The organism is Sphingobacterium sp. BN32 (assembly GCF_030503615.1).
Taxonomy (GTDB): Bacteria; Bacteroidota; Bacteroidia; order Sphingobacteriales; family Sphingobacteriaceae; genus Sphingobacterium.
In genome coordinates this window covers 401,712-415,262 of sequence record NZ_CP129963.1, presented here as the reverse complement: position 1 = coordinate 415,262, position 13,551 = coordinate 401,712, and the positions used below count along the sequence as shown (strand labels likewise).

At 41.0% G+C, this 13,551-nt stretch carries 14 protein-coding genes; 12 read left to right on the top strand and 2 right to left on the bottom strand.

The window, feature by feature from the left end; translation table 11 throughout:
* Positions 1-31: 31 nt before the first annotated feature.
* A complete protein-coding gene (locus tag QYC40_RS01795; protein ID WP_301992064.1) occupies positions 32-637 on the bottom strand; it encodes a hypothetical protein in 606 nt (201 codons plus the stop codon).
* Positions 638-639: 2 nt separating this feature from the next.
* Positions 640-1,887, bottom strand: a complete 1,248-nt coding sequence (locus QYC40_RS01790; RefSeq protein WP_301992063.1) for an LVIVD repeat-containing protein — start codon at positions 1,885-1,887, stop codon at positions 640-642.
* 348 nt (positions 1,888-2,235) lie between these two features.
* On the opposite strand from QYC40_RS01790, the gene QYC40_RS01785 reads away from it, so the two are divergent.
* The 12 genes from QYC40_RS01785 to QYC40_RS01730 all read left to right on the top strand — a co-directional run bounded on the left by QYC40_RS01785 (position 2,236) and on the right by QYC40_RS01730 (position 13,551).
* Complete coding sequence (locus QYC40_RS01785; protein ID WP_301992062.1) at positions 2,236-2,796, top strand: hypothetical protein; 561 nt, start codon at positions 2,236-2,238, stop codon at positions 2,794-2,796.
* 58 nt (positions 2,797-2,854) lie between these two features.
* On the top strand, positions 2,855-4,690 hold the full coding sequence (locus QYC40_RS01780; protein WP_301992061.1) for an ABC transporter ATP-binding protein: 1,836 nt from the start codon (positions 2,855-2,857) through the stop codon (positions 4,688-4,690).
* Positions 4,691-4,791: 101 nt separating this feature from the next.
* Entirely contained in the window at positions 4,792-5,169 is a 378-nt protein-coding gene (locus tag QYC40_RS01775) for a YtxH domain-containing protein (protein WP_301992060.1), read from the top strand.
* Positions 5,170-5,222: 53 nt separating this feature from the next.
* Complete coding sequence (locus QYC40_RS01770; protein WP_301992059.1) at positions 5,223-5,882, top strand: heme exporter protein CcmB; 660 nt, start codon at positions 5,223-5,225, stop codon at positions 5,880-5,882.
* Positions 5,883-5,895: 13 nt separating this feature from the next.
* The gene (gene ccsA / locus QYC40_RS01765) at positions 5,896-6,558 is read left to right on the top strand and encodes a cytochrome c biogenesis protein CcsA (protein WP_301992058.1); all 663 of its coding nucleotides are present in this window, start codon (positions 5,896-5,898) and stop codon (positions 6,556-6,558) included.
* A 3-nt stretch (positions 6,559-6,561) separates the two neighbouring features.
* Positions 6,562-6,768: a CcmD family protein gene (locus QYC40_RS01760; protein WP_301992057.1), complete on the top strand. Its 207-nt coding sequence runs from the start codon at positions 6,562-6,564 to the stop codon at positions 6,766-6,768.
* Between the two features lie 11 nt (positions 6,769-6,779).
* Positions 6,780-7,763: a DUF6427 family protein gene (locus tag QYC40_RS01755; RefSeq protein ID WP_301992056.1), complete on the top strand. Its 984-nt coding sequence runs from the start codon at positions 6,780-6,782 to the stop codon at positions 7,761-7,763.
* A 165-nt stretch (positions 7,764-7,928) separates the two neighbouring features.
* Positions 7,929-9,272: a hypothetical protein gene (locus tag QYC40_RS01750; RefSeq protein ID WP_301992055.1), complete on the top strand. Its 1,344-nt coding sequence runs from the start codon at positions 7,929-7,931 to the stop codon at positions 9,270-9,272.
* A gap of 4 nt (positions 9,273-9,276) precedes the next feature.
* Entirely contained in the window at positions 9,277-9,894 is a 618-nt protein-coding gene (lptC, locus tag QYC40_RS01745) for an LPS export ABC transporter periplasmic protein LptC (protein WP_301992054.1), read from the top strand.
* A gap of 161 nt (positions 9,895-10,055) precedes the next feature.
* Complete coding sequence (locus QYC40_RS01740) at positions 10,056-12,149, top strand: peptidylprolyl isomerase (protein WP_301992053.1); 2,094 nt, start codon at positions 10,056-10,058, stop codon at positions 12,147-12,149.
* Between the two features lie 64 nt (positions 12,150-12,213).
* Positions 12,214-12,729, top strand: a complete 516-nt coding sequence (locus tag QYC40_RS01735; protein WP_301992051.1) for a DUF2480 family protein — start codon at positions 12,214-12,216, stop codon at positions 12,727-12,729.
* A gap of 30 nt (positions 12,730-12,759) precedes the next feature.
* Positions 12,760-13,551, top strand: coding sequence for a DUF3108 domain-containing protein (locus QYC40_RS01730; protein ID WP_301992050.1), 792 nt, complete (start codon positions 12,760-12,762; stop codon positions 13,549-13,551).

The window sequence follows — 13,551 nt, the reverse complement described above, 5'->3', positions numbered from 1 at the left end:
CAAATTATTTCTTATCAAAAAATCCAATTACTTAAAATCCAAACCCCACACGCAGCACAATACGTTGCATATCGACACTTGTTTTCTCTGATATCGTCTGATCAGGGATATAACCTAAGATTACATCAGACGCGGGCGTTCGCCCTGTGACAGCCCCTGCCTTCAGTTTAATAGACTGAAATTGATAGCCTATACCCGCCTGTAACCAGCTTCTTTTTTGGCCCAATTTCCAGCGCCAACCCAACATAGGATTTACTTTGATACCGCCGCTGCTAATTTCATTGGATGACTCATCATCTTTTGAAAAGGCAAATCCATAGCCTAGATCCGCCGCCACGACAAAAGAACTGCGCTCCTCAGGATTAGTTAAATAACGGACCCCAGCGGTTAGCGGCACAGTCCAAACGTCGTATCGAAATCTGTCATATGGATAATATTCTACCCCCGTACCCAACAACAGCGAGACCTTAGGATTGAGGGTCACACCATGATTGGTTAATACTGAAAATCCGCTCTCGCCTATGGAGGTCGCATAAGTCAATAGCCCGACTTCATGATGATTGGTATAACGAAGCTGTCCATAGGAAAAGCTGATTTGCGTTAATAAAAAGCAAATAAGGAAAATTGCCTTCTTCATAATTAGTTGAGATTTGATCTGTTAATGCTGCTTAATTTCTTTAACTTCTTCGGATCGCTATAGTCAAATTGTTCGACCGCAGTACTGTTGACAACGATCAAGGATTTCGGCCCCGGTATAATATCATAGGCTAAGCCAAGCTTCAGTTGCTCCAACCCTTTTTCTCCAATCTTCATCACATCTTCCGCCTCAAAACTCTTTAAACCGTCCCAACCATCACAGATATAAAGGTATTTCCCTACCAATGCCAAACCATGTGGATTGCTCATGCGATGCTCGCTAACAAGCTGCGGCTTCTTCGGGTCTTTGATATCGATAACTTCCAATTGATTATTAGATCCGCCACAGGTATTACCCGTTCGCAGGGTGACATAGGCATAATTATCGTCGACCACGACCGGGTCACATGCGCGCACATGGCTGTAGGTCGATAATTTTTCAGGTTGTGCAGGATTGCTGATATCAAAAATAACCATCCCAGTTGTCGACCCCACGAAGAGCTTGTCTTTGTAAGGGAAGAGTGTTTCCACGCCGGGAAAAAGCTCAATGTCCTTGAGGTATCTTGGTTTGGATGGATTGGTAATATCCAACAAATGCAGATTCTTCACGTCCAGCAAAAATAAATGGTCCTTAGCAACCGTAAATCTCGCCATAGAACCGCCCGTACCCGAACCTCCTTCCGAAAACGAATTCCCATCCATGTCCAATCCCGGTTGTGGATAATAAGTCCCTATATATTCTTCCGTCACCAGGCTATCTTTGTAATCAACGATAATCTTCAACTCGTCTGAATTCACATTACTGGAAAGGATGCCAAAAGCAAATGTAGAACGTGAAAAACGATCGCGCTGACGATCGATCAATTTTGGCTTGGTCGCATCTTTAATATCAAAGGATAATAGATCAAAATAACTATCGGCATAGAGCACATCATCCTTTACCGCGATATCCATATTTCCCAACACCGGCAATAAACCAATGGCTACAGGCTTGTTTGGATTCGCATTGTTATAGATATGAATACCCTTTTGCAATTCCATGATGAAAAGGTAGTCTTTATAGCTATAGATTTTACCGGTCCTGTTAAACTCAATAGGCTTTTGAATTTCTATATTCATTTTGCGTTGCTCGCCTAGCGTACTGTAGATCGGTATTTTTCGGAGATACTCGCCTTCGGTTCTGATTTTATCACAACTCAGGCAGAGTAAAGTACCGAGCATAAAAAGCACGAAGACCCTCAGATTTCTCATTTCCATAAGATTAATTAATTGATTAGTTCATGATAGAACGCAACGAAAAAAGAATACGCTACAGTTAACAGTTTCAATCAACGAATACACAGAACATAAATAGATCCACTTGAAGGGAGAGACTAGACTTCTACAGCATAAAGCCCTTTCAAACCCAATACAAACCCAATATATAACCCAATCATAACCGCTGGGGAACGGCTTTGATATGGGAATGAAAAGGCTTTGATTGAAACATAATTAATCACAAAGCAAAAGAAGCCTTGTCTTCTTTGATATGGATTGGAAAATAGCTTACTTTATACCAAAAGGTTCTAATCTGCGTTTTAACTCTTTAAATTAAAGTTCATGAAACTTACACACATATTTATTTACATTTTAGCCTATCTTTTTACCTATTCGTCCAGTTTTGCCGCGCAAGATTCTATTCTTCGCAAGACCGACTCATTGTCCTATGAGTCGCAACGACAACGGGTCAACAAGCTATTGGATGAGCGTACGGCAAAGTTTGGTGAATATTCTGCCTCACTCGAGAAGAAAACAGGTGTTTTTGGTTTGTTCAAAACCAAAGGCGATATGCAAAAATCTATCGACATTCTACGTGCTTTAGTATTGAACGATAACAACATCTTTATCGAAACGCGAAAGCTCCTCGACTTAAAAGATGCGCAAACTGAGCGTTATCAACAGTTGGCATCGCAATACGATAATCAGGTTTCTGCCTACATGAAGACGATTACTAAACTTCAAGACGAAAATGAAAAGCTTCGGGAAGAATTGAATAGTGAGCAAAAAGACGATACGAGCAATACGACGCTTCTCTACTTCGCAATTCTGGCGGTCGTTGTACTGAGTATTTTGCTATTTTCACAATACAAAAAGCGAAAAGGCGAAAAATTGACGGAATAGTGATAAGAAGACTTATTTATATAAGTACTTTTGCCACTACAGTAATTTTTAAATATTCATGGCCAGACCGAGATTGAATAGTGGAGACTCGCGTTCGGAGGATTTACCCAAGCCGAAGCTAAGTAAAGAAATTCTCAAAAAAGCGATCAAGATTTTTTCTTATATAAAGCCTTTCAAATGGAAATTTTTGATAGGTATGGTGTTTTTGATTCTCTCGAGTTTAACCATGCTTACTTTCCCGGCTTTGTTGGGCGCTATGATTGATGCAGCGCAAGGTCGACAAACTTACCCTTGGTTGCCGGCGAGCGTGATGTATATTGGATCGGTTGCCATGGGAATCCTCGCCTTTCAATCCATTATGTCGTTCTTCCGCATTCGTTTATTTGTGGAAATTGCTGAAAAAGCTTTAGCCAACATTCGGAAAGATACGTACCATAAGTTGATTACGCTTCCTATTGATTTCTTCGCCAACCGCCGTGTTGGAGAACTAAATAGCCGCTTATCGTCTGACCTTTCGCAGATTCAGGATACCATGACCACTACCTTGGCGGAAATACTTCGCCAAACGATCAGTTTAGGTTTCGGTGTAGTGCTTTTGGTATTGGTTTCTCCGAAACTAGCCTTAATGAACCTCAGCATCCTTCCGATCATCATTGTTGCGGCTTTGATTTTTGGACGGTTTATTCGCAAACTCTCGAAAGAATCGCAAGATGAGCTTGCCGATTCGAATGCGATTGTTCAAGAAACGCTTCTGGGCATATCCAATGTGAAGGCTTTTGTGAACGAGTATTTTGAATCACAACGTTACGGTCATAAACTCAATAAAGCGGTGGGTTTAGCTATCCGCGGCGCGACCTTTCGGGGTTTATTTGCTTCGTTCATCATCTTCTGTATTTTCGGAGCCGTTATTCTCGTGATCTGGTATGGGGCATCCTTAGTCGCTTCTCAAGAAATTTCTGTTGGTGATCTGACGACCTATATACTTTATTCGATGTTCGTTGCAGGTTCGATGGGATCATTCCCTGAACTGTATGCGAGCATACAACGATCATTAGGCGCTAGTGAACGTGTGTTAGAAATTTTGAACGAAAAACAAGAAGATATACGGGTAGACGAGAGCGATAAAGATATCAAGCAAGTCATTACTGGCGACATTGTTTTCGACCAGGTTAGTTTTGCATACCCGACTCGTCCAGATATTGAAATATTAAAGGATATTTCATTCCACGTGAAATCAGGCAAGAAGCTCGCGATTGTTGGACCTAGTGGTACCGGGAAATCGACTATTGCGTCTTTAATTTTACAATTCTATCAGCCAAAAGGCGGGACTATTTATTACGATGGCATCCCATCGAACAAGTTAGCATTGACGGATGTCCGTAATCAAGTAGCTATAGTTCCACAAGATGTACTTTTGTTTGGAGGGACGATTCGTGAAAATATAAGCTATGGCAACCTACATGCTGACGGCGATGATATCATTGCTGCGGCCCAACGCGCCAACGCACACCAGTTTATCATGGACTTCCCGGAGGGTTATGATACGGTTGTCGGAGAACGCGGCGTCAAGCTTTCCGGAGGACAAAGACAACGGATCGCCATTGCCAGAGCACTATTAAAAGATCCTGCGATCTTAATATTAGACGAGGCGACCTCGTCATTAGACTCTGAATCTGAGCGACTTGTGCAACTCGCTTTGGAAGAATTGATGAAAAACCGTACTTCAGTCATTATTGCACATAGACTTTCAACAATACGTGATGCGGATATGATTATCGTCGTGGAAGACGGCATCATCTCCGATTCGGGCACCCACCTAGAGCTTATGGGAAGGGGCTGTGGCCTTTATCATCATTTATACAATCTGCAGTCCTTACAATCGGTAGAAAGTTAATTTTTGTTAATTTCTAAAAAGCCTAAACATTTTGGCTTTTTGCTTGTTATGTCTATAATCGATACATTTATTTATTAAATAGGATATTAATTGATATAATCATGGAAAAAAATAGAAACGGACTAGTGGCATTTGCCCTATTAGGATTAGCAGTTGGTACTGCAGCTTACTATTTACTAGGAACAGAGGACGGCAAAAAACAATTAGATCGTGCAAACGACGGCATTAAAAGTTTAACGAAATCGATCAAAGATCTGTCGAAGAAAGAAGCGAAGCGTGCTCAGAAATTTGCGAAATCAGCGAAAGAAGATTTAGAGGGTTTGAGAGAACGCGCTAAAGACGCAGGAAAGAGCGCTTTAGATAAAGCATCGTCGAAAGCTAACGAGTGGGCGAGCAAAGCATCAGATGCGGCACATGGTTTAGCTAATAAAGCGGAAGATGTTGCTGATAAAGCGAAGTCAGAGATTAAAAACGCTTAATTAAATCGGCGCACAGTCTTGCCTCAACAGATTGATTTGTATCTTTGTACACAATGAATCTGTTTACACAAGTCAAGACCTTAATATACAAAGATGTCTTATTGGAATGGCGTTCCAAATACGCAATCAATAGCATCTTACTTTATGTAGTATCCACGGTTTTTGTATGTTATCAATCATTCAAATCCGTGGATTCTCCTATTTGGAACACCTTGTTCTGGATAATTTTGCTGTTTGCGGCGATCAATGCCATGAGCCGCAGCTTTCTACAGGAAACTGGCCCTCGACAACTATACTATTATTCTATCGTTAGCCCCAAGGCTATTATATTAGCCAAGATTGTCTACAATACCTTGGTGATGGTCTTACTCTCCAGTATAGCTTTTATTGTTTATAATCTTATTTTTTCGAATGCGGTTGGACATTGGGGCATTTATATGTTGAGCATATTCTTGGGCAGCATCAGTTTTGCGACCGTTTTCACGATGGTAGCCGGTATCAGTGCAAAAGCAGGCAATAACAGTACGATTATGGCAATCCTGAGTTTCCCGGTCATTATTCCCTTATTGATTGTTTTGATCAACCTTTCGCAACAGGGTGTTATCGGGGGAACATTCGACGCCAGTTGGAAGGATATAGGCGTTTTGCTAGCAATTAATATAGTGACAATTGCCGTTTCTTTGTTGTTATTTCCGTACCTTTGGCGAGATTGATTTTTATATAGCTATGCGAAAAAGTTGGTGGAAAATCCTTGCCGTTTTTATGATAGCAGCAGCCATTGTTGGCGGGCTCTTGGGTCCTGTTCCTGTTCTCCCTATCCTTAATGAGACTATCCGAAATGTGTATTTCCACGTACCAATGTGGTTTACCATGATTTCTCTGTACCTGATTTCGGTTATCTACAGTATTAAGTATTTGAACAGTGGTAAGCGTGAGTATGATTTTCTTGCTGTTGAGGCCGTAAATACCGGTATTTTGTTTTGTACTTGTGGATTATTGACAGGTATGTTGTGGGCGAATATTACCTGGGGTGCTCCTTGGCCTAACGACCCTAAACTAAATGGTTCTGCAATTGCAACCTTAATGTACCTGGCCTATCTGGTATTGCGCAATGCATTAGAGGAAGAACAAAAGCGCGCTAAAATTTCTGCGATTTACAACATTTTTGCGTTTCCAATCATGTTTGTATTGATTTATATTTTGCCAAAGTTGACCGACTCATTACACCCTGGAAGTGGCGGCAACTCTACCTTTGGCGACTTAGATATGGACAACTATATGCGTCCGGTGTTCTATACCGCTGTTGTTGGTTGGATTCTGATTGGTGTGTGGATTACGACACTGCGCTACAGAGTTCGAATAATTGAAGACAAAAAGAATTCGTTTTAATACATGAAAAAGTTTATCCTATTTGTGATGGCCCTTTTTGCGGGTATCTCTACCATTTTTGCTCAAAATAAAGTGGAAATGGCCGACACGCTACGCTCCGAAGGAAAGATTTATGTGGTGGTGTTGGTAATCCTGGTTATTTTCTCAGCTGTTGCTGTCTATCTATTTATTTTAGACCGTAAGGTTAGCAAGTTAGAAAAAGATAAGTAGGCGCGCTGTCGATGCTGATTAACCAACATAGGACATTATCGGGGCTAAATATTTTTTTAGTTTCCCTGGTTGGTACGGTCTTATGTTTAGGAGTTTATCTGCATTTGCCCGACCGTTTGACTCCGGTTTTATTTGAACCGGCAATTGCCAATTTGATTGGTTTGGAGGTCGGTCAAAACCTGTCTCCTCAAATCAATGTCATTATCACCTTGCTACTGACGGTATTGCAGGCGTTCAACCTCAATAGGGTTGTCAACCATTTCAATTTGTTGGGCAAACCGAACTTCCTGACCGCCCTGATGTTCATGACTCTGGTGAGTCTCTTCATTCCATTTTTGGTCCTTTCGCCTACCCTAATCTGTAATTTTATTACGATCTGGATGTTGTATAAGCTTTTCAACATCTACAAGCAAGGCGATGTCAAGGGCATCATGTTTGACCTAGGCCTGCTCGTTGCACTCGGTAGTATCATATACTTTCCGTTCATTGTGATGTTGCTCCTGATCTGGATCAGTTTGGTTATTTTCCGTCCTTTTTCATGGCGAGAGTGGATTACTCCGCTGATGGGCGTCATATTGGTATATTTTCTATTAGCCGTTGCCTACTATTGGTTGGAGCGTATGGATGAGTTCTTTCAGATTTTCATTCCTTTTACCTATCCATTCCCGACACGCTTAGGGATGGATGTTTATGATTATTTCGTACTCATTCCTATCGTTTTATCTTTAATTGGTTTCTTATTTATTTTAAAGGACAACTTTTTCAAAAGTGTTGTTCAGGTGCGTAAGAGTTTCCAATTGTTATTTTTCATGATCCTTTTAATATTCGGATCGTTTTATTTAAATCAGGAACGCTCGGTGAATCATTTTTTACTTTGTGTTCCACCTTTATCAATCTATCTCGCCTATTTTTTTACACATGCCAAGACGAGATGGTTTTATGAATCACTGTATGCTGTAATCTTATTAACGATTCTCTATTTTCAGTTTTTCTAAACCGTTGTCGTTTAGTTGTTTAACCTTTTTTAACAACTAAAATTGACGTCATATTTAAAAAATAGATAGTTTTGTAGCGAAAATTCAAGAGAATACAGCCATTACAGAAGAATTAACCTCATCGTTTTGGTCCATTAAAAGATCGGAAATGTGTTCTTCAAATCGATGAATCAAATAAATATGTTGAAACATTTTAAGCCAATTTTTTCATATTCGCGACTGCTGAGTATCTTGGGCGTAAGCTCACTATTGCTGTGTAGTTTGCAAAGTTCCGCACAGTCATCCACTTCCCATTCACCGTATTCACAATTTGGTCTTGGACAGATGCGTGAAGACCTGTTGCCACAAACACGCGCCATGGGCGGTCTGTCTACCGGTGTCCGTTATGTGGGTGGTCTTCCAAGCTTAAACATCGCCAACCCAGCGAGTTATTCTGCCTTTACACGCACGATTCTAGACGCGGGTCTTTACGGCAATGTGACGCAATTAGAGAAAAACGGAGCAAAAGATAATACGGCTGACTTTGCCTTCAGCCATATCACTATCGGTATTCCATTGGCAAAAGCCGGAGGTTTATCCTTTGGGTTAATGCCTTTCTCGGATGTAGGCTACAATTCATCGGCAATTCGTCAGTTCGAAAATGTAAATTACCAATCAAGTCTGGTTGGTGAAGGCGGCGTAAATAAGGCTTACTTTGGGTATGGAGTTTCCCCGATCAAGGGCTTAAGCATTGGTGCTAACGTTGGTTTCCTTTTCGGAAATTTATATGATAAAGCGATGATCGAGTTCCCATATGGGGCGGATTACTACAATACAGTACAAACGGATACGCGTCGTATTCGCGGTGCTTCTATTGACTACGGTGCTCAATACTTCAAAGCCTTAGGTAATAAGATGAATTTCACGATTGGTTATTCGGGTTCCTTGAATAATCAGATTAGCAATAAGACCACACGAATGGTAACCTTGACCCAAACAGATCAGTCTTCCGATGGCGAACAGGTTGCAATCGACACCTCTGCATTCAATGTGATTCGGGATGGCAAACTTAACTTACCGATGAAGCATAATGTTGGTTTCACTTTCTCCAAAGGGGTAAACTGGATGGTAGGTGCTGATTTTAAATATGCAGACTGGTCTGACTTCCAGACGCGTGATGGCGAACAGAAGTTAGGAAAAAATATCGGCGTTGCGGTTGGTGGTCAGTTCAAGCCTGATGCAACATCTTTAAAATACTGGAATGTTATTGATTACCGCTTAGGATTCCGATATAATAAGAGTCATATCTCGGTTGACAATCATCGTTTAACAGATATGGCGGTAACTGTGGGCCTTGGCTTACCTTTGTCGGAGACCAACTTTGGTCGGACGTTTTCCAGCGTCAATATTTCTGCCGAGTTTGGGCAGCAAGGCACCTTGCAACATAACCTTATTCGCGAACGATATATCAATATTAACTTAGGATTCACGGTCAATGACGCTTGGTTCCTAAGAAGAAGTTACGATTAACATTATGCATACATCTTGCATTAAGATAAAGGAATTACGGATTTTGCCCCTAACAATTGTATTGCTAGGGGCAATCTTGTCATTTGCGTGCGAAAATGACATGAAAGATATTGACCGCATGGCCAACATGAAGAAGGAGGAAGCTGTGGATATCTCCAAACATGTAACGGTTATCTACAGCGACTCTGCGCGGGTAAAAGCCGAGCTTACAGCACCAGAGATGCGTGTTTATCATGATACGACAGGACGCAACCAAGGGGATTATGAATTCAAAAAAGGCGTCAAGATTATCTTCTTTGACGAGTTTGCCAAAGAGAATCAGCGCATCACTTCGAACTATGCCAAGCAATATGCGGAGAGTGGGTTGATTGAGTTTCGCAACAACGTGGTCTTAACGATGGAAAACGGCTCTGTAGTCAAAACGGAGGAGCTATTTTATGATGAGAAGAACGCTAAATACTACAACACGCTTCCTATCAGCATTGAGTTTACGGATGGTCGTGGTCATATGCAGGGTACCTCATTTACTTCGGATGCGGATTTCAACAATGTGGAATTCCAGGGCTCAACCGGTCTATATTACATGAACTCGAACCAACAGTTTCCAGGCTTTGGGAACTAGCAGGTTTTGAAGCAATTGTGCACAGAAAAATTAGAACGCGCGGTTTAATAAATTATTACAATTTTTTTCATAAAAATTGTATCTTGCGCCTTGTTTTAGAAAAACAGGATTAATCAAAAAATTAAGCATTTAATAAAATTTAGAATACAGTTATGGGATTAATGAGCTATTTGCGAAACCGAGCGGGCTTAGTCATTTTCGTTATCGGTTTAGCAATCGTTGCGTTCTTACTAGGGGATATCATCAACATGGGTACTCCATTTTGGCGTAGCAGTCAATCTGAAGTAGGTAGTGTTAATGGGGAAGGTGTTGATTATAACGCGTTTAACCAGCAGGTAGATCAAGCAAATGCGATGTATCAACAACAAATGGGCGGTAGTGTAACTCCACAGATGCGTGGATTTGCGGTTCAGCAAGTTTGGAATCAGTTTATTTCGCAGGAGTTATTGAAACAAGAGATTGAAAAAATTGGAATTGAAGTTGGCAAAGCGGAATTAAATAGCTTAATCTTTGGTAACAACCCATCTCAACAGATTTTACAACAGTTTGCGAATCCAGAGACTGGTAAAGTTGATGCAGCTTATATCAACTCGGTAATTGAGCAAGCGAAGACAAATCCTGAGGTTAGCCAACAATGGAATGCCTTGCTTGAGTCGGTTAAAAACGAGCGTTTGAACGAGAAATATTCTAATCTTGTAAACAACAGTATTTACACGACTTCGTTAGAAGCGGAGTACGATTACAACTCACGTAATAAATTAGCGAATTTCAAATATGTGATGTTAGACTACGCTTCAGTAAACGATGCGGAGATCAAATTGACAGACGCAGATTATAAAGAGTACTACGATAAGAACAAAAAAGCGTTCAAAAACGCAGAAGAGACAAGATCGATTGAATACGTATTATTCAATGCAAGTCCGAATGCTGCAGATACAGCAACGGTGTTAGCGAACATTCAGAAATTGAAAACAGAGTTGCAGGCGTCGACGATGGATTCATCATTTGTTTCTTTAAACTCAGACAACAAATACCCCGTTAAATATTACAGCAAAGGTCAATTGAGCCCTGCTTTAGATTCTACGGCATTTAATGTAGCTGCAGGTACTACTATTGGTCCATACTTGTCTCAGGGCGTTTACGAAATTGCGAAAGTCATTGACACAAAATTCAGTCCTGATTCCGTAACTGCAAGCCATATCTTATTGAACCCAGCTACTGAAGGTGGAGTTGACAAGGCATTAAAGAAAGCAGACTCTATCAAAAACTTAATCGTTAATGGTGGCAATATGGCTGCATTAGCGGTTGAATTCAGTGTAGATCCAGGAAGCAAAAACAACGGTGGCGAGCTAGGTACTTTCACACGTGGAAGAATGATTCCTGAATTTGAGGAAGCTGCATTTGGCGGTAAAGCTGGTGATGTTGTTGTTGTCAATTCAAGCTACGGAGTACACGTATTAAAAATTGAGAAGCAAGTAGGCAACTCAAAGATTGCTAAATTAGCGATCGTTGATAAAGCTATTGTTGCAGGTAAAGAAACCACGGATGCTGCTTATGCAAAAGCAAACACATTCTTTACGGCAGTGAACAAAGATAATTTCGCAGATATCGCTAAGCAACAAAATGTCGTTCCACAAACGAACGAGCGTACCTTAGCGATGGACAATATGTTAGGTGCTGTAGAGGTTCCACGTGAATTAGTACGTTGGGCATACGAAGCGAAAGTTGGCGATGTAACAGACAAAATCTATGAAACAGAGACTGACTTTATCGTCGCTCGCGTTACTGGCGTACAGTCCAAAGGGCAACAGTCGTTAGAAGCTGTTAAGACATTAATTGAGCCTGTAGTGAAAAACTTAGTTAAGGCAAGAATGCTGAAAGAAAAAGTGAACAACGCATTAAATGGAGCGAGCTCTATTGATCAGGTTGCACAGAAATTAGGCAAGAATGCATTAACAGTAGAAAATATTGTATTAGCGAATCCAGTAATTCCTGGGGTAGCGGTGGAAAATGCGGTTGTAGGTACAGTTTTCGGATTGCAGCCTAACAAGCCATCTAAAGCTATCGAAGGTAAACAAGGGGTTTATGCTGTTCAGGTAAATGGCTTTGTTAATCCGAAAGCTATTGCAGCGGAAGAATTAGCGGCACAGCAAAAGCAAATCACAGCAGCGAAAGCACAACGTTCATGGAGCGTAATTTTCAAAGCTCTACAAGACAATGCTAAGATTGTTGACAATCGTATTAAATTCTATTAACATAGAATAGTTAAATTTGTAGCTGGATAGCAATATGTTATCCAGCTTTTTTTATTTTTAAGAAATGGATATTCAAGAGAACATTGTCAATAAGGTAGCACAGAGTGGTTTGATTACAGTTGATTTGGCGAATTACGCGCCGAAGGAACCTATTGTTATCTATGACATCAAGGATAACCTTTTCCATGGATTGATTTTGAAGGAGAAGGATTTTAGAGAATTTATCAAAGGACATGACTGGTCGCAATATGCTGGACAACATGTGGGCATTATTTGCTCTACCGATGCGATTGTGCCGACCTGGGCTTATATGTTGCTGACCACGAAGATGATGGAACATGCCATCTCGGTGCATTTTGGAGATGAAGAATCTGTACGGGGCGCCTTATTTGAGAAGTCCTTGGCGGGTATTGACTTCGAGCAATATCAAGATCAACGGATTGTTGTTAAAGGCTGCGGGGATATTGCTATTCCGGAAAGCGCCTTTGTTACTTTTACTGCTGCCTTGAGTACGCGCGCAAAAAGCATTATGTATGGTGAGCCCTGCTCGACCGTACCGGTGTTTAAGCGGAAATCTTAAACTATTGATATTTTACGTCGTCATATTTGTATGAAAAGAATTTTTACGCTACTAGCCCTGTTTATTTGTTTAGGAACCGCTTCTTTTGCGCAAACTTTACCCTATCTCTCCAGCCCTACTTTTCAAGCTGGCGAGGTCTTGAAATATAAACTAAAATATGGGATTATGTCGGCAGCGACAGGAACGTTGTCTGTTCAGAAATCAAAGCATAGCTTTGGTGTGCAGGATCCTATACATTTACATGCATTTGGCCAGACTTCTGGCGCGTTCTCTGCATTTTACACGGTAAAGAATCAATATGACTCTTATATCAACAAGGATAACTACTTACCTATTCTGTATACCGAGAATATTCGCGAGAACAATTACCGCCGGGTAGAGTATGCTACATTTGATCATACGACGCGTAAGGTTAGTGGGAAGAAAGGGACATTCAGCAGTCCGACTATGCAGACATTTGACTTAGTATCTGCGTATTATTTCTCGCGCAACCTCGATTTTTCGAGTTTGAGCAAAGGCGACAAGTTTAAGATTACGTATTTCTTAAACGATGAAATTGCTCAGCTTGGCGTAGAATATGTAGGAATCGAGAAAGTAAAATCTGTACTTGGGGAATTGGAGTGTATCAAGCTGAGTCCGGAAATAAGTCCAGGAAGAATTTTTAAAAAGAATAGTCGTTTGTATCTTTGGGTCACCAACGATGGCAACCGGATTCCTGTGAAGGCTCAGGTCGATATCCTTATCGGCTCTGTGACGATGGAATTGGTCAGTGCCGATGGCTTAAAATATCCGTTGGGAAAACGAGTAAGTTATTCAAAGTAG